Here is a 23,768-nt window from a genome sequence, read left to right as displayed (position 1 = left end):
GTGCGAATTGCACCTCTTTTACTTTAATAAGCCTTCAACACATGAAGTAAATAATCTTTCCGGTTCAGCGGATTATAATCAACACGTTTTCGAGTAGGGAAGGGAGCTGTAAGCTTTGTGAAACCAGCTGGCTGCGTTGTAAATATGCCTTCTCCTTCTGTAAATGAATGTAGTATTCGTTTGAAACTCTCTGTTTTCGCAACAGGTAATGATCCTGTTAACTGATAAGAATTGTTATTGAATATAGGCTCTGCAAAAGTTGCTGGAACGGCAGTGAGCTTATACATTGCGGTACTAATTGCGTGCTCCGGTACAGTTAATTCAAACTCATTTACTGGTTCATATACATATGTTTCAGCTTTCTTTAAAGCATCCATTAATACGAGTGGTGTTAAGTTTCTAAAGTCACTCGCTGTTGTAACAGGACTAGCATAACCTGTATGCGTTAACGTGACAGAAATATCCGTAACTTCCCAACCGTATAAACCTTGTTTTAACGTTTGAAATACAGTATCTTCAATCGCTTTATGAAATGCTAAAGGTAGTGAGCCAAGTTCAACGCCTAATGTATATGTTATGCCAGAATTAAGTTCACCACGTTCGACTTTGAATCCAACTGTTGCGTAAAATGGATTCGTTTTTTCGCCCATTACTTCAACGGAAATCCCAATGCCAATTGGCTTCTCAATACATACAACTCGCGTATTTGAAAAAGTAACCTGCAAATTATATTTCTCAAAAAGAGTCGTTTCAATTACTTCTTTTTGTACTTGACCGAAAAGGCGAATGTATAGTTCATTATGAACATCATCTTTCCACACTTTAATGAGTGGATCTTCTTCACATAGTTCCATAAGAGCAGTGTATAAATCATGAATTCGTTCTTTAGGTACTGCATCGATGGCAGCTTCCATTTGTGGTTCGGCAAAGTGAATATCTTTTATATAATCAGTTCGTTCACCGATAATATCACCAATTTTAATATCACTTAGTCCCCACACTTTGCAAAATTCTCCGCTAGGAACGGTAGAAGTTTGAACAGCATCTCCATTATGAAACATGCACATTTTTTTAATCTTTTCCTTATGTGGTAGAGACTGATCGCGCTGTATATCAACATGTTTTCTAACGTGTAAGTTACCAGAAAAAACTCTTACATATGCAATCTTTTCTCCAGAAGGTTCACGTTCAATTTTAAAAACAATACCGGACAATTTTTCGTCTTGAGACAGATTATGAGCTGGAAGTAAGGTTGAAATATTTTCAAGTAGTTCAGATACTCCTATACCCGTCATTGCGGAACCGAAGAAAATCGGATACACATTTGCTTGCGCTATTTGTTTAATGAGTTCTTCTCTTAACATTGTGTCCGTTACGATTTCGTTATTTACATATGACTCAAGTAACGATTCATTATATGGTGCTAATCGTTCTATACAATCATCATATGATTTATATTCAATAATACGAGCTTCCTTTGTTCCTTCGTTTAGGACAGAGTAAAAGGGGAATGCTTCATTTGAAAGAATCGTTTTTATTTGCTTTACAACTTTTTCACTATTTGCACCACGACGATCAATTTTATTTACAAATAAAATAGTCGGTATGTTTAGTTTCTGTAACGTTCGCATTAAAATCTTCGTTTGTGCTTGCACACCTTCAACGGCAGAAATAACTAAAATCGCACCGTCTAAAACGCGGAATGATCGCTCCACTTCAGCGATAAAATCAGCGTGTCCCGGTGTATCGATGACATTTACTTTTAAGTCATCAATAAGGAAAGAAACGACGGATGCTTTAATCGTAATTCCGCGCTGCCTTTCTAATTCCATTGAGTCTGTTTGCGTACTTCCGCCATCAACTCGGCCAATTTCTTTAATCACATTCGTTTCATAAAGAATACGTTCAGTCAAACTCGTCTTGCCAGCGTCTACATGCGCGACAATCCCTATATTTATTGTTGTCATATATCAATATCCTCATTTCATTTTCCATTTTCATTTCCTCATTTCTATTTGTGTATTGCCGCATTACAATCACTCTCCAGTCATTTAAATTATTACTATTATAATGTAATTTACATTTTTTGTAACGCTACAAAGCGCCTTAATTTGGAAAAAATAAAATGAAAACAAAATGCTTGCATTCTTAATCGATATAGATTATATTAATTGACGTATCAACTATTGATATATCAAATGTTTTTTAATTGGATGTAAAGGAGGGGTAATTTGACAAGTTCATGCTCAAAAGAAGCGATTATTTTATATAAATTACACTTTCTAAATAAAGAAGTAAGTTCGAAGTTTGAAGGGTGTACAGGTATGAGCCAATCTCGTTTAGAGCTTATACTTCAGTTATATGAAGTAGGTGAAATTAGTCAAAAAGCACTTCAGCAAGAAGTGAATATTGATAATGCGGCGATTACGAGGCATTTAAAGCAGCTTGAGGCTAATGAAATGATTGTAAGACGTAAAAATCCAGATGATAACAGAATTACGTTAGTTTCTCTAACTGAAGAGGGACGAAATAAAATTCAAGCGTTTCAAGAGGAAAAAGAACGTTTTGCAGCATCGGCATTTAAAGGATTAAGTGAAGAAGAACGCGATAATCTTTTAAATATGTTAAATCACATTCAAGAAAATATAAAAGAATTATAAAAAAGGGAGAATACAACTATGACTAACTCAGTAAAAACAAATGATTTTAACGAAATTTTAACAGGACGTCGTTCCATTCGTAAGTACGATCCTTCAGTGAAAATTAGTAAAGAAGAAATGACAGAAATTCTTACAGAAGCAACACTTGCGCCATCTTCAGTAAACATGCAACCATGGAGATTCCTTGTGATTGAAAGTGACGAAGCGAAAGCAACACTTGCACCACTTGCGAAATTTAATCAATCTCAAGTAGAAACTTCTTCAGCAATGATTGCTTTATTTGGTGATTTAAACAACTTTGATAACGCAGAAGAAATCTACGGTACAGCAGTAGAGCGCGGTTTCATGCCAGCAGAAGTAAAAGAAGACCAGATGAAAAAACTTTCAGCTTACTTCTCAATGGTTACACCAGAAGTAATGAAAGATACTGTACTTATTGACGGTGGTCTTGTAGCAATGCAATTTATGCTAGCAGCTCGTGCTCACGGTTATGATACTTGTCCAATTGGTGGTTTTGAAAAAGACCAAATCGCTGAAGCGTTCGGATTAGATAAAGAACGTTACGTACCAGTAATGTTAATTTCAGTCGGAAAAGCTGCTGACAGTGGTTACCAATCAGTACGTCTTCCAATTGAAAAAGTTGCAGAGTGGAAGTAATTTCAAAAGAAATAAGTGAAATATGAGAGGGGAAACACCATGATTATTATTCACGCAACATTTCAAGTAGATCCAGCGAAACAACAAACATTTTTAGAAGAAGTTCAACCATTACTTCATGGTTCAAGAGAAGAAAGTGGAAATGTATCTTATGATCTTTATAAAGATGTAGAAAAAGAAAATGTGTATACGATGGTAGAAGTATGGAAAGATGAAGTAGCAGTTGCGAGTCATAATACGAGTGAACACTTCACATCTTTCGTTAGCAAAGTAAAACAGTTGTTAACTGCTCCTCTTGATATAAAAGCTTATAATGGAGAGTTAGTAAAATAATGAGAAAGATGACTTTAGCTTATAGTGCTAAGGTCATCTTTTTTATTTTGACAGGAATATATTTACTTTTACCGTAATGTGTTATAATTTGGAAAATAATAATTCTTAATTTTCAGAACAAAAGAAAATGGGGGGATAAATAGATGAACACATTAAAGAAAATCACTAATAATATTTCGAAAGTTATTATAGGAAAAGATGAATCCATAGAACTTGCAGCCATTGCTCTAATAGCAAAAGGACATATTTTATTAGAAGATGTACCGGGGACAGGAAAAACAACACTAGCGAAAAGTTTGGCTAAAAGCGTGGACGCAAAATTTCAAAGAATACAATTTACAGCGGATACTTTGCCCGGAGATGTTATTGGTCTTGAATATTTTAATGTGAAGGAATCGGATTTTAAAACGAGGTTAGGTCCTATTTTTGCAAATATAGTATTAGTGGATGAAATTAATCGGGCTGTACCGAGAACACAATCTTCGTTACTCGAAGTTATGGAAGAGCGTACTGTTACAATTGCAAAACAGACGCATTCATTACCAGAACCTTTTTTAGTAATTGCAACGCAAAATCCTCTTGAATCTGCGGGTACATTTCCTTTACCTGATGCTCAATTAGACCGATTTTTACTTACGATTCGACAAGGTTATCCTACGAGAGAAGCTGAAAAGGAAATGATGAATCGGTTTCAAATGAATGATCCGTTAGAAACGTTACACTCTATTATTTCAAGTGAAGAAATTATTATGATGCAAAAACGTGCAAGAGAAGTGTTAGTAGGAAATGATGTGCAAGATTATCTTCTTGAAATTATTGAGGCAACACGCACGCATGAGCTAATTGAAATTGGTGTAAGTCCGCGGGGGACGTTGGCATTTATGAGAGCGATTCAAGCAAGGGCTATATTAAATGAAAGAGATTACTGTACGCCAGATGATATTAAGACGCTTGCTGCATCCGTTTGTGCTCATCGTTTAACGTTAACGATTGAAGGGGAGATGAAAACGACGAAAGAACAAATCATGAGAGAAATTCTTCATACGATTAATGTACCAGTGGAGAATATACGATGAATCAACAGCTTGTGTATACACCATTAGCGGAGCCTTTCGTAATGGGAGTTATGTCAGTTGTAGCTGTTATTTTATGCGTATTTTCAAGCAATCTACTGTTTTTATCTCTCGTATTTTTGTATGTAATTTTAATAGGTGCTATGCATGTATACATACGTAAAGTATCTCGTGTTGAATGGGAATATAGCCAAGGGAATTCAAACGTTTTTATAGGTGAAACGAATATGTGCAAAATGAAAATTTCAAATAAGTCGATATTTCCTATTTTCAATATCGTATTTCGATTTAAATGTGAAAACAAGCTAACTTGGAATCATGATGAAATAAACAAAAATACGAATACAGGTTCAAATTATTATATGAATTTTAATTTAAAAGGAGGAGAGTCAGCTTCATTTCATTTACAAGCTGTAGCGTTAAAAAGAGGAATTGCGAAATGGGAAGAAGTTGAAATTGTTATTACGGATCCTTTTGGATTTATAACGAATCATATAACATATAAACAAGTCGATACGCCGTCCTATTTAGTTTTACCAGCTGTTCCAAAAATGCAAGTCCCTGAATTACAAGAATGGTCACGAGGATTTCGAAAAGCGATGTCTTCACCCTTATATGATGAAACGAAAGTAATGGGAGTGAAGTCTTATGAAAATGAAGATTTTCGTTCCATCCACTGGAGTGCAACAGCGAAAACAGGGACGATAACTGCGAAAAAGTATGAGCGAACGCAATCAGATAAATACGCGATTTATCTAAACTTGCAAAACAAAAGTGGTATTTCTTTGAGAAATGATACAGAGGAACTAATTGAATTAACGGCAGGCGTATGTAAACAACTGCTTATGCAAAACTGTTCATTTGAAGTATGGATCAATAGTGTAAAAGATAACGGTTTGCTACATATAAAAAATGGGGATAATCGGAAACACTTGCAAAATGTATTAAGGGTACTTGCCTCGATATCAGACCAAGATACGCCTGTATCTTCTTCTTATTTTTACACAGCAGGCTTTCGTCGAAAGGAACTGGATGCGTTTCCTTTAATTATTGGTACTTCACCAAAGAAATACAGTAGAACGAATAAATGGATTGTAATGAAAGAATAAGAAGGGGCTTATGTCATGGCGAATAAAAAGCGACATATGAAAGTGAAGTTATGGGGTGTAAGAACTTTAATCATACTTTTCTTTGCGATTAGTGCGATAACGTTATCACAAGGTGTTGTGTATGTACAAGACATAGTAAAAGGGCTTTTTTCTAGTAAGACGGAGATAATATCAGAAAGAAATTATGATTTTACTAGTGTAGACGCACAGTTTGATGAACCTGAAAGAATTATAGATGAAGAAACAGGAGTTGTAGATACAAGAACGAAAATAGATAGGGAAATTCCACTTTTTGTACGAAAAAATTCATGGACTGATGTGTTTTCTGTTCTTTCAAATTCATGGATTAGTGTCATTTTTTATGTAATTATTGCAGTGGTCATTTTATATGCTGTTTATAAATTAATGAGGAAAAAGGTAACGAAATCAGAAATAGAACAGGATAAACAATCGATAACAAAAGAAAATACGGATAGAACCGAAAAGAACAAGAAAGTGATGCATCAGTTTGAACAGCCGTTACCTAAAGATACGATAAGGAAAACATTAGTTGAATGGGAAAGAACTTTACCATTTCACGAACAGAGAAGGTCCTATGAAACGATGCAACAATGGTTAAGCAGAATTTGTAGAACGAGGGATATTATTCCGATATATGAGTCTGTCCGATATGGAGAAAAGACGTATACGGAGTTAGATGTGGAAAAGACTGTGCAATGGATAGAGCGAGACGGGAAGGTTTGAAGTTAATATAAGTAAATAAAATTAACTGTAAATTAATTTTATTTACTTATATTTAATTACGTGGTAATGTATACTTACTTTTTTATATCGCTACCAATGGAAAAAGGTTACTTTAGTAGAGTATTGCTCGTTACATTTTTTGTGAGGCTATCTTCATTTCATCAATATAGAATGAAAAACAGATGAAATAATTACGAGTAGCATATAAATAAAAAATTATTATTTATGTTTAAATTTTTGTAAGGGTGTGAAAATAGAATGAAACCGGTATTGAAAAACATACTCCTTTCCTTTATTTTTTCTGCAGCAGGGATGTGTTGGTTTCTGTTTATATTAGTTAGAGGAGGCGGAGACTGGTTATTGTCTTGGGTAGGTGTATTAATGGCATTTTTATCTTTATACGTGTTAATAGATTTATATTGTAAGTATACATACGATAAAAAATTAAGTAAATTGTTTATTAAAGCAACAGTTACTACTTTTAGTTTTGCAGTATTGGGAATCACCTTTGGTATTGTACACGAGCTATTGCAGCCATGGAGTCTCAGTCTAATGGTTTGGTATTGGTTGTTAGTATTACTTTTATTTGTAATGACGATAATATTATTAGTGATTTTAGTATTTGTTAATCGTAAAAATCACCATATTCCTAGGAGATATAGAATACTTATACTACTAAATTTATTTCTTACGTTAGGACCAGTATTATGGCCACTATTACTTTCTATTATCGGAAATGGTATGAACGCTAGTGCAGGATGGTAAAGGTGAATATAGATTAGTTGTTTAAATAAAAGAGAACGTGTTTACATAAAAAATGAAAATACGTTCTTTTTTATTCATTTTAATACGAACACAATGAAACATCTTAAAATAATTAAGATAAGGTGAAATAAAAACGGGGGAGGTTAAGGGACTTCCCTTATTTTTTATGCCCTTTTTATTTTCATACATAATTCTTTCTCAGCAGATTGTATCAAACTTTAAACGTAAGTATTTTGTAAGGAATGGATAAGAAAAAAGAGAGTTTTATCATATAGGATAAAAGTATATTTCGAATCAAAATGATATGAATAGGGGAGAGAATCTTATGAAAAAACGTAATCCAATGAAGTTAGCAAGTTTGGCAGTTTTATTAGCGGGTACCACTGTATTCACACCAGGTTTTACTGTAAAAGCAGAGTCTACTCAAAATATTTCTAATTCGTCAGAAGCACATGATCAAAAGAATCGGAATGGTTGGAAAAGGGTCATGCAGGAAACAATTCAAATTGGAGCGCCAGGGGTATTAGCTAAGACGTCTAATAAAGGGAAAATTAGTAGTTATACTGCTGGCGTAGCAGATTTAAGCACAAAGAAACCGGTGAAATCAGATTATCGCTTTCGAATTGGTAGTGTGACGAAAACTTTTACCGCCACGACGGTTCTTCAATTAGTTGGAGAAAATCGCGTACAACTTGACGATTCAATTGAGAAGTGGTTACCGGGTCTCGTTCAAGGAAATGGGTATGATGGCAATCAAATTACGATACGCCAACTTTTGAATCATACAAGTGGTATCGCTGAATACTTAAAGTCAAAAGATGCTGACATAATGAATTCGAAAAAAACGTATACAGCTGAAGAAATAGTGAAAATAGGTCTTTCTCTACCTCCAGATTTCTCGCCGGGCAAAGACTGGTTGTATTCAAACACAGGATATGTAATATTGGGAATGCTAATTGAAAAAATAACTGGTAATAGTTATGCGGAAGAAATTGAAAAGCGAATTATTGAACCTCTGGACTTGTCAAATACGTTTTTACCAGGAAATTCACCCGTCATTCCAGGAAAGAATCATGCTCGTGGATATGTGAAAATGGACGAAACAGGCGAGTTGAAAGACATTACGTATTATAATCCGAGTTTAGCTAATGCAGCTGGAGATATGATTTCTAATGCGGATGATTTAAACAAGTTCTTTTCATCTTTACTCGGTGGTAAGTTACTGAAGGAACACGAGTTAAAAGAAATGCTTACTACAGTTCCTATAGAAGGAAAAGGGGTTGGTGATGGATATGGCCTTGGAATCTATGAGACGAAACTTCCAAATGGTGTCTCAGTTTGGGGGCACGGAGGATCAATTCCTGGGTTTATGACTTTTGCTGGTGGAGTAATTGGAGGCAAGCATACATTTGCTGTCAATGCTAATTCTTTAGGTCCGGTTGAAATCCTTACACAGTTTAATAAAATGATGCAAGTTGAATTTAATAAATAATAGATGAAAAGAGTTCTACTATAGAGGTATATAAGGACTTGTATGTGATTTAATTGTTATGAAAATATACTCTTAAAAAATCCCGAATCATGAGCAATTTACTTCCCATGATGCGGGTTTTTTATGTGCTGTTACAAGAAAAGTAATGATGTATTTAAATTTCTTCATTTTACTATAAATCTATTATATTTATTTGATATTTCTTATTTATAGTGACTTTTACATTTTTAAAATATTGCAACATACAAAGGTAAGTAGTTCTAGATTTCGGGGTTAATAATAAGTGAATTCTGATTTTTGTTGAAAAATATTTAAATGTATTTCCGTAATTTACATAATAAGGTACTTTTATCGTATGAATTAATAACAAATAGAATTAAGTATACAAAAATAGATAATTATGATTTGTGTAAGAATGATTGACTATTATGAAAAATAATGATTAATATAAGTTTTATATTTTAGTTCCATTTATATCACAAATTTGTATTTTATTTCAAATTTAATTGTGTCGTAAACTATAATTGAATATATTGTGAAAAAGAATAGGGAGCGGGAACAGCAATAGAAAAGGCTATCTTTTCAAATTTTGTAATGAAATCAAAGGAAGGATAAATATGTATAAACAAGTAGTAGAACTGTTAGAAGAAGCGGCTATATCGTATACACAATATACACATGAGCCAATATTAGATTATGAAACAGATAGAAAAATTAGAGAAAGGTTTAAATTAGAAGGTGTACCCAGTAAAAGTTTATTTTTAAAAGATAAATCAAATAACTATTACATATTTGTAACTGTTGAAGGAGAAAAATTAGATTCAAAACTTATGAAAGATTTGGTTGGAAAAAAGATTTCTATTTGTTCAGCCGAGGAGTTAATAGAAAAAACTTCTTGTGTTCCAGGGTGTGTATCTCCATTTGGCTATTCAGATGAAATCACACTTATTATAGATCGAAAAATTTATAACTATAATAAATTTTTGTTATCTCCCGGTATACCTGAGATAACAATTGAAATACCTACAAAAAGTATAAATAAAATCTTAAATATTGTTGAGAATAATATTTTAATATATGAGAAAAGATCATAAATATATTAGGGGGGATTTTAGTAATGCCAACTACAAAAATGTATTTATACGATCAAAAGAGAATAATTGAAGAACAAAATAAAGGGATTTTAGATGAGTGGAAAACTATATCTTTCAATAATTTTCACGATAGCATTTTAGATCAATCTAAACCATTTCCGTGTTATTTTGCAGTAGATTCTGAGAAACATGGTTGGTCTAGATATATATTTTCTGAATCGGCTTATGATGAAAATGAATTGTTCAAACTAAGAGATGGGATTTATGAATATATTAAAACATATCAACAAATTGCAAAGAGAACTACTTTAGTAATATTTTTTAAACCATCTAATAAACAATTACTGGCTGAAGAATACAAAAAACAATTTTGGAATGTATTACAATTTTTAATGAGAAATGATCCGGAGCCATGGAATGCAGAAATACCAATAGATCCTTATAACGCTAAATGGGAATTTTGTTTTGGTGGTGAACCTATATTTGTCGTTTGTAGGGCTCCAATATATTCTGAGAGAAAAAGTAGATATACAGGAACCGGCCTTGAAATTACGTTACAACCTCGAGGTACTCTAGATGATATTACAGGTGATACAAAACAAGGGAAACAAGTACGGAAAGTGATTAGAAAACATTTGTTAGCATATGATGATATTCCAATGCATCCAGATATAGGGGATTACGGAATAAAAGAAACCTTTGAATGGAAACAATATATGTTACCAGAAACAAATGAAGAAAGTGTAATGAGATGTCCTATTACGGGGTTGAAGAAAAATGATTAGCATGATATTCAGTTATATATTATTAGGGATTTCATTGTCTGCACCAGTCGGTCCGATTAATGTTGCTCAAATAAATAAAGGAATAAAAAATGGTTTTTTGAGTGCATGGTTAGTAGGAGTTGGAGCAATGTCAGCAGATGTTGTAATGATGTTTTTAATTTACTTTGGTATTTCGACTTATTTAACAACTCCAGTTGCCCAGCTCTGCATTTGGATTTTTGGTTTTGTAACGATGATTTATTTAGGCTATGAAAGCATGAAAGAAGCTACTAAACAAGTTCAATATATTTCATCAGGTGAAAAAGAACATCCTTTAAAATCTTTTCTATCGGGGTTTGCTATCGCAATTTCTAATCCATTAAATATTATTTTTTGGATAGGGATATATGGATCAGTTCTAACTAGTGCTATGAATACTATTGGAAAAGAACAAGCTTTATGGTATAGTGCAGCCATTTTTGCTGGGATTATGCTTTGGGATATATTTATGGCTACATCTATTCATTTTGGTAGAAGATTTATTAATCATACAGTAATGAAATGGATTTCTATAGTAGCAGGAATTGTTTTAATTATGTTTGGAATATATTTTGGCTATGAGGCAGTAAGAGGGATTAATAGACTATTATGAAATGATTGATAATTAGAGTGGATAGTTATTTTTTAGAACTTTATTCATAGCGAACCTTTTGGTTTTTGAATTTGTTAATTGATAAGTATAGGTTAATTCCTTATAGTAAAAGACTTATAGAATCATTCTATAAGTCTTTTTATTGCTGTATAGAAAAATATATAGGTACATTCTCTTCTCACAAGAAGAAATAAAATTTTTAACAAGAGTGATAAAATAAATATATAAGCAGTAAAGCAAATTTCAATAAAAGTAGCTTGTTTGCATTTGAAAAATCTAGAATGTTTTTAATTGCTATGAATTACTTTCACAACTTTTGTGAGCACTCCTGCAACGACAATGTTTGCAGGTACATCTTTTGTAACAACTGCACCTGCAGCAATAACTGAATTGTTTCCAAGTGTCACACCAGGAAGTATGGTTGCACTAGACCCGATTCATACATTTTCACCAATTGTAACAGGGGAGGCGTATGTCGTGTTTCTTGTTTCTAAAGTTAGCCCGTGATTAAGTGTGGCAATTGTAACATTCATACCGATTATACAATTGTCTCCTATTTGAATCCCATCTCTATCCTGAAAAGAACATCCATTGTTAAAAAATACGTTTTTGCCCTTGCAAAATATTCATTATTCTTTCAAAGGTTCCAGTAAAACAACTTCACAGAAATGTTCATGTTCAAATGAGGAAGAAGTGAACAATAAAACGATTTATATTCCGAAAATTGTAATTTTTATGATTGTTAAATATAATAGTGGTATATATTGAGTGGACTTAAATAGAAAATAGTTTAGTTAATTAATTATTTTTCGTCTTAACTAATATGGCATTGGAGTGAAATACATTGGGACAAAATCAGTTCAGATGGAGTAACGAGCAATTACGAGAACATGTTGAAATAATAGACGGTACAAGAAGTCCTCATAAATTATTAAAGAACGCAACATACTTAAATTCCTATATACGTGAATGGATGGAAGCAAATATTTGGATCTATGATGACAGAATTATATATGTAGGAGAAAAACTACCAGAGCAACTACATGAATGTGAAGTTATTGATTGTGATGGAAAGTATGTCGTTCCTAGTTACATAGAACCGCATGCACATCCATATCAATTATATAATCCAGAGACGTTAGCGAATCATGCGATGCAATTTGGGACAACAACTTTTATTAATGATAATTTAACTCTATTTTTCACATTAAAGCGTGAGGAATCATTTCATTTATTAGATGAATTTAAAAAGCTTCCAGCTAGTATGTATTGGTGGTGCCGTTTTGATGGACAAACTGAATTGCAAAATGGGCAATCTTTATTTAATAGTGAAGAAATAATAGAATGGCTACAGCATGAAGCAGTTCTTCAAGGAGGAGAGCTAACAGCATGGCCAAAATTATTACATGGCGATGATGAAATGCTAACTTGGGTGCAGGAAACAAAGCGATTACAGAAAAAAGTAGAAGGACATTTCCCAGGAGCATCTGAAGCAACGTTAGTAAAATTAAAACTGTTAGGTACAGACTGTGATCATGAAGCAATGACGGGGCAAGAAGTGTTAACTCGTCTTATGCAAGGTTACACTGTTTCTCTTCGAAACTCTTCCATCCGACCAGATTTAGAAGTTTTATTAAAAGAACTACTGGAATTAGGTGTGAAGCAATTTGATAGATTCTTTTTCACAACAGATGGTTCTCATCCGTCCTTTTATGAAAACGGAATGACGAATGTAATGATTACTACTGCTATAAAGCAAGGTGTTCCAGTAATAGATGCATATCATATGGCAAGTTATAATATTGCTCGTTATTATAATATGGAGCATATACATGGTTCGATTGGGACAGGGAGAATTGCAAATATCAATATTTTAGAAAGTAAAGAAAACCCAGTACCAGCGAGCGTTATTGCAAAGGGGAAATGGGTGAAGCGTGACGGTGTAAATACGCATGAAGCATTACATATAGACTGGAGTAAATGTAAAGTAACTCCATTATCATTAGATTGGTCCATAGAAAAAGAGGATATGATTTTCTCTAATAAAACGGGTATACACTTATTAAATAACGTTATTACAAAACCATATACTAGTAAAATCAACATAGAATGTAATGAATTGTCCACAGATCATGATGAATGTTTCCTTATGATGATTGCTCGTGATGGCAGTTGGCGAGTGAATACAGTTGTGAAAGGTTTTGCGAAAGAACTAGGTGGGCTTGCTAGCTCTTATTCTGGTACAGGTGACATCATTCTTATCGGAAAAAGAAAAGAAGATATGCTTATAGCTTTTCATAGAGTAAAAGAGCTTGGCGGGGGAATGGTAATAGCTGAGAAGAATGAAGTATTACATGAAATCGCATTACCATTGCTCGGAATTATGTCTAATTTAAAAATGAGTGAATTAATACAGGAAGAGAAACAGATGGTGAAATTACTACAAGAGCGTGGCTACGCGTATGATGATCCAGCATTTACAATTTTATTCTTTTCTGCGACGCACTTGCCTTTTATACGGGTAACGCCTATAGGGCTATATGATGTGAAAAGTGGAAAGGTAGTTGCTTTGCCGGTGAATTTGATAAAGTAATATTAGAAAGAACTCCTCCGCTACAGTAGTTATGTAAAGTGGGGGAGTTTTATATTTTAGATGTATTGTTATAAATAGGGTTACATATAAATAATCTCAAAAATAACCTTAAACGAGAACAAATAGATAAATTAGGAAAATATATTTTTAAAACATACTTGACGCATAGGAATTAATGGATTAATATGTGGATATTACTTATTTTACCACTCATTATTTTAATGCTAAAACAAATTGAATAGCTGATTGGATAACCAAAGGCACGTATACATTTCATAATTTTGAAATGTGTTCGTGCCTTTTTGTATTATTCATAGAGCAAGGAGCGGAGGAGATATGAATAAAACGATGCCAACATTAATCGAAGAAACAGATTGGTTGTTTCGTAAAATGGTCCGTAAGTTTGTAAAGGAACGTGACAAAATTAAGATTGAAGGTATTATGTTGCCGGGCATCTTAATATTAAACAAAATTATTCGAGATGGTGAGCAGCGTCTAACTGATTTAGCAGAAGAACTGGATTTTACATCAGGAGCGATTACGGCATTATGCGATAAGTTAGAAGAAAGAGGCTTGGCTATTCGGAAACGTCATCAGGAAGATAGACGAATCACTTTACTTGATATTACTGAAGATGGCCTGAAATTTATAAAGCGAAATAATAAAATAAGAACAAGTTTTATGTCTGTTTTATTCGATGGATTTTCAACAGAAGAATTACAAGTGCAGACCGAAGTTTTTAAACGCTTAGCCCATAATTTAGAACACCTTTCGGATACAATTATGAAACTAAGCAATGAGAATACAGAGGAATAACAAAGAATACTATTACTCTAGTTATTTAGGTCTGAAAATTCAAACTGTTAAAAGGTGACTTATTAATAATATGAATAGGAGTGGAAAGAATGGGACATCCAACAATTTATCCAACAGGGGCAACAGTATATAATCCCGGGAAAGCTTGGAGTGGTTATACAATTTATCAAGCTGCAGATCATGGTGCGTTATTAATTGATATGAATGGAAAGGAAGTACACTTATGGAAAGGACTGCGTGGATTTCCAAATAAGTTATTACCAGGCGGATATGTTTTTGGTCATACAGCACAAAGAGATCCTGAGTACGGTTTTCAAGATGAAGTAGATTTAGTTCAAGTAGATTGGGAAGGAAACATAGTCTGGAGATTTAACCGTCTGGAACACATTGAAGATCCAGGCCATGATCCGCAGTGGATGGCTAGAGCTCATCATGATTATCAGCGTGAGGGAAATCCCGTGGGTTACTATGCACCAGAATTAGAACCGAAAACAGATGGTGGAAATACGTTAATTTTAGCACACAAAAATGTACATAATCCGAATATATCCGATAAGCCGTTATTAGATGATGTCATTATTGAGGTAGATTGGGAAGGGAATATTATATGGGAGTGGGCTGTCAGTGATCATTTTGAAGAACTTGGATTTGATGAAAGTGCTAAAAATGTACTATTCCGTAATCCTAATATTAGATCCTTTGGTGGTAATTCGGATGGAGATTGGATGCATATAAATTCTATGTCTACAATTGGTCCGAATAAGTTTTATGACCAAGGAGATGAACGTTTTCATCCTGAAAATATTATTTGGGATGCTAGGGAGTCAAATATAATTGCCATTATTGACAAGAAGACAGGAAATATAGTTTGGAAACTCGGTCCTGATTATTCTAGCCCAGATGTTAAGCATTTAGGATGGATCATTGGACAACATCATGCACATATCATTCCGAAAGGATTGCCTGGAGAAGGGAATTTACTTGTATTTGATAATGGTGGTTGGGCAGGATACGGTCTTCCAAACCCTGCATCTCCATACGGTTCCAAAAATGCTGTTCGTGATCACTCGAGGATTCTAGAAATTAATCCAGTAACTTTAGAAATTGAGTGGCAATATACGCCAACTGAAGCTGGATATCAAGCTCCTTTAGATTCGTATCGATTTTACAGTCCATATATTAGTTCTGCCCAAAGGCTACCAAACGGAAATACATTGATTACAGAAGGAGCAGATGGTCGGATTTTTGAAGTTACTCGTGAGCATGAGCTTGTATGGGAATATATTTCACCTTATAAAAATAACAGAAACTCCAATATGGTTTACCGTGCGTATCGTGTACCGTATGAGTGGGTACCTCAACTAGAAAAACCAGAGGAGAAAGAAATTACTCCTCTTGATATAGCAGCATTTAGAGTCCCGAATGCTGCAGAAGCTGGTACGGAATCTGTTGTGACAGTCGAAGGAACAATATCTTACGGCACGGGAGATTTCTGTGTAGCGACATTGGAAGAAATAAATAAAATACGAGATTAACGTTAGTAATTTAAAGTGTGGGGAGAGTCATTTCCCCCACTTATTAAAATGAACTTGATAGGTTTGTTATATGACAAAACGTTTCCATTTCTTTATTTGTAATAATTTAACGTAATATTTCGGTTAAATAAATCTTACTTCAAGCTTGAACAAATTGTTATGGAGGAATGATAAATGGTGAAACTAAAGCCTTTATTTTTAAGTTTATCAATGGTTACTAGTTTAGCTGTAGCAGGATGCTCAAACTTTTCAAAAGAAAGTGCGGGAACGACAAAAAGTAATGGGAAAGAAACGGCCGCGGTGAAAATGGCTATAGATACAGCTGCTGGCGGATCTTTTCAGTTTAGAGCTGCCGAGAAACAAGGCTATTTTGAGAAAAATAGTATTAAAGCTCAACTATCGAATTTTGCTTATGGAATTGATACAGTTAATGCGGTATTAACGGAACAAGCTGATACAGGTCTTGCTGCTGATTATGCGCTTTTAAATTCGTTAGGAAAAGGAGATATGGTCGTAATTTCAACACTTACGCGAGGAAATGAAAAATCATCAAAAGACAATGAGCTTCTAGTTAGAGAGGGGATTAAAACAGAAAATGATTTAAAAGGTAAAAAGTTAGGCGTACCTAAAGGGACTGTAACGGAGTATGTTTGGGCGAAATATTTGGCAGCGAAACATATTAATGAAAAGGATATTACCTTCGTTCCATATAGTACACCAGACGAAGCTATTGTAGGAATGAAAAATGGTGATATAGATGCTGTTTGGAGTTCTGGTGCATTAAAGGATAAATTTAAAAATATAAAAGGTGTAACAAAATTAGGTGATTTAGAAAGTGCAGGCGTTACAATTGACAGCTATTTACTAGCAAAAAGATCATTCGTCGAGAAGAATCCAAAAGCTGTTGAAAACACACTTAAGGCTTTATCTGAAGGTATTAAATATGTAGATAACAATAAAAAAGAAACCGCTAAGCTTGCTTTTGAGCAATTGAAACTACCAGAGAAAGATGCGTTAAAAGATATTGAAAGACAAAACTATGTTCTTGGATTTACAGAGGAGGACGCAAAACATTTAGAAGATATGAAAGTATGGTTAGAAGAGAAAGGGAAACTGAAAGATAAATATGAATTGAAAGATAAAATTAATCTTGAAGCACTTAAAAAAGCTTTCCCTGAATCTGTTACTTATAAATAGAATAGGAGTGAAGTATGGTGAGTACAGTAAGTGAAAAAGAAGTATTGAAATCTCCTGTGGCCATTTCTATTTCTGGGTTATCTAAATCATTTAATAACGAACAATTTGTTTTAGAAGATGTAAATTTAACAATTGGGAATGGTGAATTTTTTATATTACTTGGCCCAAGCGGATGTGGAAAATCTACGTTATTAAGTATGGTTGCTGGATTTGTTGAAAAGACATCAGGGAAACTAATAGTCAATAATGAAGAGGTAATTAAGCCTGATAGAAATCGTGGCGTCGTATTTCAACAAGCAGACGCAGCGCTTTTTCCGTGGCTAACAATTAAAGAAAATATTGAATTTGGTTTAAAAATGAAAAAAATGATAAAGCAGACCCGAAATGATATATCCTCTCACTATATAAAACTTGTTGGACTAGATGGGCATGAAGGAAAATATCCAAGAGAACTTTCTGGAGGAATGAAACAAAGAGTTCAATTAGCACGTGTGTTAGCCAATGACTCGCAATTTTTATTAATGGATGAACCATTTGGAGCACTCGATGCAATGACTAGAAGAACAATGCAAATAGAGTTAATTCGAATTTGGAAAGAAACAAACAAAACGATTATTTTTGTCACTCATGATATTCAAGAAGCTCTATTACTTGGGCAAAGAATAGGGGTAATGTCTAAAGGACCTTCTTCAAAAATTGAAAAGATTTACGATATTCCACTACCGTATCCGAGAACATTTACAGATAAAGAATTTAATTACTATTATCAAATGATTCAATCACACTTTGATTGAAAGGAGGTCCAAATATGAGCGTGTTGAAAGATGAGATTGCAAGAAAAGAGACTATTTATGAAACAAATAATTTCAAGATTGGTTTACAAAAGAAGCTATTACAAAGTGGAATTATCGCTTGGATACTTATCCTTACGATATGGAGTGTTGTAGCGAAATTTTCTGATCCGCAATTTTTGCCAAGTCCGATAGCAGTTTTGTATGGAGCAATTGAACTGAGTCAAAATGGTTCCTTATTTATATATATAGGAGTTAGTTTTTTAAGAGTAATAGCTGGATGGATTTTAGGGAATCTTGTAGCCATTCCGGTAGGATTATTAATTGGCCGAATCCCATGGTTAAGAGCGCTATTTGATCCAGTTATCAATTTTATTCGCTTTATTCCACCTCTTGCCTTTATAACATTATTTATGCTTTGGTTTGGTATTGGAGAGCAATCTAAAATTTTTCTCATTATGTATGCAACTTTCTTTATTGTGACGATTAACACAATTACCGGTGTGCAAGCTGTTGAAGAAGATAAAATTCGCTCAGCGAGAAGTATGGGAGCATCAGAATGGCAAATTATGTTCCATGTCATCATACCAGCAGCACTTCCTTATATTTATACGGGTGCAAAGCTTGCAATGGGATCCTCATTTATGGCTATTGTTGGAGCTGAAATGGTTGCAGCTAATGAAGGAATTGGTTATATGATTTGGAATGCAAGGTTATATTTCAAAACAGATTGGATTTTTGTCGGTCTTGTTATTCTTGGATTGATGGGCTTCTTGATGGATCGGATATTTAATAAATTCGGAAGTGTAGTTCTGAAAAGATATAATGTGGTGAAAAAATAAAAAAGAGCCATTTAGCTGACTAAAAAAGGTTAGATAAATGGCTCTTTTTTATGAAAAAAGTCGATGCGTTCTTACTTCTTATTATTTTTCTATCTTGGTTTCAATCCTCTTCACCAAATCAGCTGACACGTTATGAAAATACTCTAACACTATCTTTCTAATATCATCAGATATAACTTTCAAATCACCAGCTAAGTTTTCTGCAAGATGTTCTTTTTCTATCGGTTTTAACTTCGTATAAAATTCACCAGCCTGCGTAAAGTCATCTTGTTTCGTTATTGAAGTTCTTTCAATTTTACCTTCAACGTATCTTCCGTCACCGCTCGTTATTTGATTAGCAGGTGTCCAATTTTGCTGTTGGTTAATCGTTAATTTCCGAAATTCGGGACCAATTCTTCTTCTTTGAGAATCACTATAAATGTTAGCTCGCCCTTGCAACATTTTATCATCTGATAATTCAGCACCGTCAAGTAAATTAGAAGGGGAGAAAGCGACTTTTTCTACTTGTTCCATATAATTTTCAGGGTTTTTATTTAATACCATTTTGCCGACTGGTATAAGAGGATACGCTTTTTCATCCCATATCTTTGTATCATCTAAAGGATCGTAAGAAAGATGCGCTTCATCTTTCGGGTCCATGAGCTGGACATATAAACCATATTCCACTGGTTTACCGTTTGCAATTGCATCATATAAATCTTTGCCGCTATAATCAGGGTTTTCGGCAGCCAGTTTATTTGCTTCCTCGCTAGTAATGAATTGTACACCTTCAAATGGGTACCAATGATACTTTACATACTTTCGATTGCCTTCTGCATTTCTCCAAACATATGTATTTACACTATGTCCTGGGATGTGGCGAAGGCTTTTGGCCGTACCATTATCAGAGTACAAACGCACAACGAAATGTATGGATTCAGGTGCTCTAGCGACAAAGCTCCAAAATCTATTAGGGTCTAATAAGTTATTTTTAGGTGAAGGTGACAACGCTTGAATGGTTTCAGGGAAACGCATCGGATCGCGGACAGAAAAGACAGGAATGTGATTACATAATAGATCGAAAATACCTTCTTTTGTATAAAATTTTGTAGAAAAACCGCGTACATTTCTAGAAGTATCAGGTGTTCCTTTCGTGCTAACAGCTAATGAAAATCGCACCATAACGGGAACTTTCTCATTAGCATTTTGTAGGAAATTTAGTTTAGTATGTTCGGGCATTGGATAGATTGTTTGAAAATAACCGAACGCACCAAATCCTTTTACATGAACAGGTCTTTCTAAAATTTTTTCGTGAATAAATTGTTGTAACGCCTCGTGAAGCACACTATCTTGCTCTAGAACAGGTCCACGTGAACCAACTGTTTGAGAGTGAAGGATTGCTTGTTCATTACGTTCTCCATTTTCATTAAAGTCTTTCCCTAGTAAAGATTGCCTCTGTTTATCATAGTGTTCATTCATCAATATAGCCTCCAAATCTTTTTCGTCCATTGTTACTAAATATGATTTTATTGCCTTGATTATGTATAACACGCAAAGCTCAAAATAGTAACAGACCGCTAGATGAAAAAAACGCGTATGTAGTGGACCTGTTGAAATAGAAGAAATTATGGAAAAATGAATATCGGGAAGAACATTACTATTAAAATTTCAATCTTAAAAATGAATTTATACATGACTTTATAGAAATTGAACATAAATAAAACAGGGAAAATAACTAGGAGGAATGTAACATGTCGGATTGGTTTCAATTAGATAAAGAGTATATGATGTCAACGTATTGTCGTACAAAGCTTACGATAGAAAGAGGAGAAGGGTGTAAGCTGTATGATGTGGATGGTAAAGAGTATATAGATTTATTTTCTGGTGTCGGAGTAAATGTATTAGGATACAATCACCCGAAAATCGTACAAACAACAATGGATCAAGTTACGAAGTCGTTGCATCTACCGTTTCACTTTTTAAATCCAGTTGCGATTGAATATGCAAAGAAATTAGTTGATTGCTCTTTAAAAAACGGAAAGGTCTTTTTTACAAACTCTGGTACGGAAGCGACAGAAACGACGTTGAAATTAATTGATAAATATAGAGCTATTATGCATGAAGAACGTGAAGGAATTGTAGTGTTGAAGAATAGTTTCCACGGGCGTACGTTGGGGGCACTTCATTTTACGAGACAAGAAAGTGTATATCAAAATTTCCCGAAAACATCGATCCCAGTATATGAAGTTGAGCGCGAGAATATAGAGCAATTAGAAGAGACAATAATTCATGAAAATCCAATTGCAATTATGTTAGAACCTGTATTAGGAAGTGGGGGGATTTATCCATTATCGGGTGAATATTTACATGGTGTTCAAAACTTATGTGAGAAATATAATGTACTACTTATCGTTGATGAAGTTCAAAGTGGTATGGGAAGAACAGGAAAACTATTTGCTTATCAAAATTTCAATATTACACCACATATTATTCAAATTGGTAAAGGAGCAGGAGGCGGGATACCACTTGGCGGAATTATTGTAGGTGAAAGGTTATGTGATGTATTTGCACCAGGAGATCACGGCACAACATTTGCTCATTCATCAATGGGAACGGCTTTAGGTTTAACTGTATTAAATACATTACTTGACGATGGTTTAATGCAAGAAGCATATGAAACGTCACTATATTTGAATGACAAACTGCAAGACATTCAGAAAGAAAATTCTTATTATATTCAGGAAGTGCGTCATGCGGGGATGATGTTTGGGATAAGTGTGAATGACACGAATGAAAATGTGAAGAAATTACAGATTGAGTTAATGAATAAAGGAATGTTGGTCGATGTAACACAAGGGAATATTATTCGATTACTTCCGCCGTATATTATTACGAAAGAGGAAATTGACGCATTCATTTATGAGTTTATTTCTTGTGTTCATAACATAGCTGCTACAGCAAGTATTTAAAAAAATATAAAAAAATATAAAAAGCTGAAGAAGTCGCTATTTTAGCGGCTTCTTCAGCTTTTTAAAATAGTAAATTACTTAACCTAGAGAGCATCTCATTGGACAAATAATTAATTATGTGAAACAATAATAACAGATAAGGAGACGTTAATTTTCCTTAAGTGCTTCGAATTAATTTTATTCAATAAGAGAAGGTGTGCTTAAAGAAGTTAAATTAAATAAGGAGCTGTTTTATTATATGCAACAAAATAATGATTTGAATTTTGAACCTCAAGACGTTAATATTGTCAATCCTAAACAAGCCAGGAAAGCAGTAGTTGCTACTGGTATAGGGAACGCAATGGAGTGGTTTGACTTCGGATTATACGCGTATTTAGCGGTAATTTTAAGTCAATTATTCTTCTCAGGTGTTGATAATAGTGGATTGCAACTTGTACTTACATTCGGTACATTTGCAGCGGCCTTCCTCGTTCGACCAATCGGAGGTGTATTCTTTGGTAGAATAGGAGATAAGTACGGCCGAAAAATCGTGTTAAGTACTACTATTATTTTAATGGCACTTTCTACATTATTCATCGCATTACTACCAACCTATGAACAAATTGGTGTATGGGCACCAATACTACTTTTAGTTGCCCGAATGATTCAAGGCTTCTCTACAGGCGGCGAATATTCAGGAGCAATGGTTTATATCGCAGAATCTTCTCCAGATAAAAAGCGTGGTATACTCGGTAGTGGTCTTGAAATTGGAACACTCTCAGGTTACATTGCTGCATCGGTAATTGTTACCATTTTGACGTTATTGTTAACAGATGAACAAATGCTCAGCTGGGGCTGGCGTATTCCTTTCTTAATAGCTGCACCAATTGGTTTGGTCGGTTTATACTTACGCCGTCATTTAGATGAATCTCCCATCTTTGAAGAGATGGAAAAAGCACAAGAGGAATCTGAAGACAATGAACAATTTTCATTTATGGATATTATGAAATATCACAAAAAAGACTTCTTATTAAGCACAGTAATTGTCGCCTTCTTTAATATTACAAATTATATGATTCTTTCGTATATTCCTTCTTATCTAACTCAAGTACTTAAAGTCGAAGAAACAACAGGCTTACTAATTATTTCTATTACGATGGCACTTATGATTCCACTAGCACTATATTTCGGTAAATTAAGTGATAAAATTGGTAATAAACGCGTCGTGCAAATTGGTTTACTTGGTTTAACTGTATTTGCAATTCCAGCATTTTTACTAATAGGTAACGGGCATATTGCAGCTATATTTGCAGGTATTTTCGTATTAGGTTTCTTCCTAAGTGTATATGAAGGAACATTACCTTCATTATTACCATCACTCTTTTTCACTGATGTACGTTATCGAGCACTTTCAATCTCATTTAATATTTCTGTATCGATATTTGGTGGTACAACACCACTTGTATGTTCATACTTAGTTCATGCAACTGGTAACCCGCTTGCACCGGCATTTTATTTAACAGGTGTAAGTATTATTGGATTAGTTGTATTTAGTGTACTATTCGTTACAACATCAGGACGTGCGCTAAAAGGTTCATATCCTACAGTAGAATCGAAAAAAGAAGCACACCAAATTGCTAAAGAAGATCCTGAAGAAACACTTTGGTGGCATGAAGAGTCATTAGAGATTGAAGCAGGGAAAAACGCCTCAATTTAAAAAGTAA

22 protein-coding genes are annotated in these 23,768 nt (G+C 34.0%); 19 read left to right on the top strand and 3 right to left on the bottom strand.

All coding sequences use genetic code 11. The features are described from left to right. Positions 1-23: 23 nt before the first annotated feature. On the bottom strand, positions 24-1,967 hold the full coding sequence (locus PDQ40_RS07595) for a GTP-binding protein (protein ID WP_270691316.1): 1,944 nt from the start codon (positions 1,965-1,967) through the stop codon (positions 24-26). 264 nt (positions 1,968-2,231) lie between these two features. On the opposite strand from PDQ40_RS07595, the gene PDQ40_RS07590 reads away from it, so the two are divergent. The 11 genes from PDQ40_RS07590 (at position 2,232) to PDQ40_RS07540 (ending at position 11,343) form a co-directional block, all read left to right on the top strand. Then, positions 2,232-2,660: a MarR family winged helix-turn-helix transcriptional regulator gene (locus tag PDQ40_RS07590; protein WP_000204172.1), complete on the top strand. Its 429-nt coding sequence runs from the start codon at positions 2,232-2,234 to the stop codon at positions 2,658-2,660. A gap of 18 nt (positions 2,661-2,678) precedes the next feature. After that, positions 2,679-3,317: a nitroreductase family protein gene (locus PDQ40_RS07585; RefSeq protein ID WP_000185371.1), complete on the top strand. Its 639-nt coding sequence runs from the start codon at positions 2,679-2,681 to the stop codon at positions 3,315-3,317. A gap of 39 nt (positions 3,318-3,356) precedes the next feature. Continuing rightward, positions 3,357-3,650 (top strand): putative quinol monooxygenase, encoded by a 294-nt coding sequence (locus PDQ40_RS07580; protein WP_000583838.1) that lies wholly within the window; start codon positions 3,357-3,359, stop codon positions 3,648-3,650. Positions 3,651-3,793: 143 nt separating this feature from the next. Beyond that, positions 3,794-4,726, top strand: coding sequence for an AAA family ATPase (locus PDQ40_RS07575; protein ID WP_163258195.1), 933 nt, complete (start codon positions 3,794-3,796; stop codon positions 4,724-4,726). Next, on the top strand, positions 4,723-5,832 hold the full coding sequence (locus PDQ40_RS07570) for a DUF58 domain-containing protein (protein WP_270691315.1): 1,110 nt from the start codon (positions 4,723-4,725) through the stop codon (positions 5,830-5,832). The genes PDQ40_RS07575 and PDQ40_RS07570 overlap by 4 nt, the downstream gene beginning before the upstream one ends. 15 nt (positions 5,833-5,847) lie before the next feature. Continuing rightward, positions 5,848-6,576, top strand: coding sequence for a signal peptidase II (locus PDQ40_RS07565; RefSeq protein WP_270691314.1), 729 nt, complete (start codon positions 5,848-5,850; stop codon positions 6,574-6,576). 258 nt (positions 6,577-6,834) lie between these two features. Continuing rightward, positions 6,835-7,341, top strand: a complete 507-nt coding sequence (locus PDQ40_RS07560; protein ID WP_000805739.1) for a DUF3902 family protein — start codon at positions 6,835-6,837, stop codon at positions 7,339-7,341. A 325-nt stretch (positions 7,342-7,666) separates the two neighbouring features. Next, on the top strand, positions 7,667-8,833 hold the full coding sequence (locus PDQ40_RS07555) for a serine hydrolase domain-containing protein (protein WP_270691313.1): 1,167 nt from the start codon (positions 7,667-7,669) through the stop codon (positions 8,831-8,833). A 617-nt stretch (positions 8,834-9,450) separates the two neighbouring features. Further along, positions 9,451-9,927 carry a YbaK/EbsC family protein gene (locus PDQ40_RS07550; RefSeq protein WP_000278064.1) on the top strand — a complete coding sequence of 159 codons (477 nt, stop codon included), beginning with the start codon at positions 9,451-9,453 and terminating at the stop codon, positions 9,925-9,927. Positions 9,928-9,950: 23 nt separating this feature from the next. Next, a complete protein-coding gene (locus tag PDQ40_RS07545) occupies positions 9,951-10,712 on the top strand; it encodes a YqcI/YcgG family protein (protein WP_270691312.1) in 762 nt (253 codons plus the stop codon). Beyond that, entirely contained in the window at positions 10,705-11,343 is a 639-nt protein-coding gene (locus PDQ40_RS07540) for a LysE family translocator (protein WP_000624905.1), read from the top strand. The genes PDQ40_RS07545 and PDQ40_RS07540 overlap by 8 nt, the downstream gene beginning before the upstream one ends. A 287-nt stretch (positions 11,344-11,630) precedes the next feature. Here PDQ40_RS07540 and PDQ40_RS07535 read toward each other — a convergent pair whose 3' ends face one another. Next, positions 11,631-11,750, bottom strand: coding sequence for a hypothetical protein (locus PDQ40_RS07535; RefSeq protein ID WP_270691311.1), 120 nt, complete (start codon positions 11,748-11,750; stop codon positions 11,631-11,633). Positions 11,751-12,187: 437 nt separating this feature from the next. Between PDQ40_RS07535 and PDQ40_RS07525 the strand changes: the two genes are divergently transcribed. The 6 genes from PDQ40_RS07525 (at position 12,188) to PDQ40_RS07500 (ending at position 19,117) form a co-directional block, all read left to right on the top strand. Next, positions 12,188-13,936: an adenine deaminase C-terminal domain-containing protein gene (locus PDQ40_RS07525; RefSeq protein WP_270691310.1), complete on the top strand. Its 1,749-nt coding sequence runs from the start codon at positions 12,188-12,190 to the stop codon at positions 13,934-13,936. 336 nt (positions 13,937-14,272) lie between these two features. Continuing rightward, positions 14,273-14,752, top strand: coding sequence for a MarR family winged helix-turn-helix transcriptional regulator (locus tag PDQ40_RS07520; RefSeq protein ID WP_001044428.1), 480 nt, complete (start codon positions 14,273-14,275; stop codon positions 14,750-14,752). A gap of 89 nt (positions 14,753-14,841) precedes the next feature. After that, positions 14,842-16,287 carry an aryl-sulfate sulfotransferase gene (locus tag PDQ40_RS07515; protein ID WP_000509954.1) on the top strand — a complete coding sequence of 482 codons (1,446 nt, stop codon included), beginning with the start codon at positions 14,842-14,844 and terminating at the stop codon, positions 16,285-16,287. 174 nt (positions 16,288-16,461) lie between these two features. Continuing rightward, positions 16,462-17,484: an ABC transporter substrate-binding protein gene (locus PDQ40_RS07510; protein WP_080349468.1), complete on the top strand. Its 1,023-nt coding sequence runs from the start codon at positions 16,462-16,464 to the stop codon at positions 17,482-17,484. A gap of 14 nt (positions 17,485-17,498) precedes the next feature. Beyond that, the gene (locus PDQ40_RS07505) at positions 17,499-18,278 is read left to right on the top strand and encodes an ABC transporter ATP-binding protein (RefSeq protein ID WP_000255350.1); all 780 of its coding nucleotides are present in this window, start codon (positions 17,499-17,501) and stop codon (positions 18,276-18,278) included. 14 nt (positions 18,279-18,292) lie between these two features. Next, entirely contained in the window at positions 18,293-19,117 is an 825-nt protein-coding gene (locus PDQ40_RS07500) for an ABC transporter permease (protein WP_000114663.1), read from the top strand. Between the two features lie 81 nt (positions 19,118-19,198). Here the strand turns inward: PDQ40_RS07500 and PDQ40_RS07495 are convergent, their stop codons facing one another. Beyond that, a complete protein-coding gene (locus tag PDQ40_RS07495) occupies positions 19,199-20,575 on the bottom strand; it encodes a catalase (protein ID WP_076855866.1) in 1,377 nt (458 codons plus the stop codon). A gap of 272 nt (positions 20,576-20,847) precedes the next feature. Here PDQ40_RS07495 and PDQ40_RS07490 point away from each other — a divergent pair, with 272 nt between their 5' ends. Together PDQ40_RS07490 and PDQ40_RS07485 are read left to right on the top strand one after the other, a co-directional pair. Further along, positions 20,848-22,065, top strand: a complete 1,218-nt coding sequence (locus PDQ40_RS07490; RefSeq protein ID WP_270691309.1) for an aspartate aminotransferase family protein — start codon at positions 20,848-20,850, stop codon at positions 22,063-22,065. A 238-nt stretch (positions 22,066-22,303) separates the two neighbouring features. Further along, the gene (locus PDQ40_RS07485) at positions 22,304-23,761 is read left to right on the top strand and encodes an MFS transporter (protein ID WP_001186942.1); all 1,458 of its coding nucleotides are present in this window, start codon (positions 22,304-22,306) and stop codon (positions 23,759-23,761) included. The last annotated feature ends 7 nt before the right edge of the window (positions 23,762-23,768 follow it).

The sequence above is a fragment of the Bacillus cereus group sp. Bc061 genome (genome assembly GCF_027715825.1).
Classification (GTDB): Bacteria; Bacillota; Bacilli; order Bacillales; family Bacillaceae_G; genus Bacillus_A; species Bacillus_A paranthracis.
This window is presented reverse-complemented; position numbering and strand designations above follow the sequence as displayed.

What these genes read in the sequence shown, in the direction of transcription:
- PDQ40_RS07595 (WP_270691316.1), bottom strand. Translation starts at nt 1,967, where the DNA reads ATGACAACAATAAATATAGGGATTGTCGCGCATGTAGACGCTGGCAAG.
- PDQ40_RS07585 (WP_000185371.1), top strand. Translation starts at nt 2,679, where the DNA reads ATGACTAACTCAGTAAAAACAAATGATTTTAACGAAATTTTAACAGGA.
- PDQ40_RS07580 (WP_000583838.1), top strand. Translation starts at nt 3,357, where the DNA reads ATGATTATTATTCACGCAACATTTCAAGTAGATCCAGCGAAACAACAA.
- PDQ40_RS07575 (WP_163258195.1), top strand. Translation starts at nt 3,794, where the DNA reads ATGAACACATTAAAGAAAATCACTAATAATATTTCGAAAGTTATTATA.
- PDQ40_RS07570 (WP_270691315.1), top strand. Translation starts at nt 4,723, where the DNA reads ATGAATCAACAGCTTGTGTATACACCATTAGCGGAGCCTTTCGTAATG.
- PDQ40_RS07565 (WP_270691314.1), top strand. Translation starts at nt 5,848, where the DNA reads ATGGCGAATAAAAAGCGACATATGAAAGTGAAGTTATGGGGTGTAAGA.
- PDQ40_RS07560 (WP_000805739.1), top strand. Translation starts at nt 6,835, where the DNA reads ATGAAACCGGTATTGAAAAACATACTCCTTTCCTTTATTTTTTCTGCA.
- PDQ40_RS07555 (WP_270691313.1), top strand. Translation starts at nt 7,667, where the DNA reads ATGAAAAAACGTAATCCAATGAAGTTAGCAAGTTTGGCAGTTTTATTA.
- PDQ40_RS07550 (WP_000278064.1), top strand. Translation starts at nt 9,451, where the DNA reads ATGTATAAACAAGTAGTAGAACTGTTAGAAGAAGCGGCTATATCGTAT.
- PDQ40_RS07545 (WP_270691312.1), top strand. Translation starts at nt 9,951, where the DNA reads ATGCCAACTACAAAAATGTATTTATACGATCAAAAGAGAATAATTGAA.
- PDQ40_RS07540 (WP_000624905.1), top strand. Translation starts at nt 10,705, where the DNA reads ATGATTAGCATGATATTCAGTTATATATTATTAGGGATTTCATTGTCT.
- PDQ40_RS07520 (WP_001044428.1), top strand. Translation starts at nt 14,273, where the DNA reads ATGAATAAAACGATGCCAACATTAATCGAAGAAACAGATTGGTTGTTT.
- PDQ40_RS07515 (WP_000509954.1), top strand. Translation starts at nt 14,842, where the DNA reads ATGGGACATCCAACAATTTATCCAACAGGGGCAACAGTATATAATCCC.
- PDQ40_RS07510 (WP_080349468.1), top strand. Translation starts at nt 16,462, where the DNA reads ATGGTGAAACTAAAGCCTTTATTTTTAAGTTTATCAATGGTTACTAGT.
- PDQ40_RS07505 (WP_000255350.1), top strand. Translation starts at nt 17,499, where the DNA reads ATGGTGAGTACAGTAAGTGAAAAAGAAGTATTGAAATCTCCTGTGGCC.
- PDQ40_RS07500 (WP_000114663.1), top strand. Translation starts at nt 18,293, where the DNA reads ATGAGCGTGTTGAAAGATGAGATTGCAAGAAAAGAGACTATTTATGAA.
- PDQ40_RS07495 (WP_076855866.1), bottom strand. Translation starts at nt 20,575, where the DNA reads ATGAATGAACACTATGATAAACAGAGGCAATCTTTACTAGGGAAAGAC.
- PDQ40_RS07490 (WP_270691309.1), top strand. Translation starts at nt 20,848, where the DNA reads ATGTCGGATTGGTTTCAATTAGATAAAGAGTATATGATGTCAACGTAT.
- PDQ40_RS07485 (WP_001186942.1), top strand. Translation starts at nt 22,304, where the DNA reads ATGCAACAAAATAATGATTTGAATTTTGAACCTCAAGACGTTAATATT.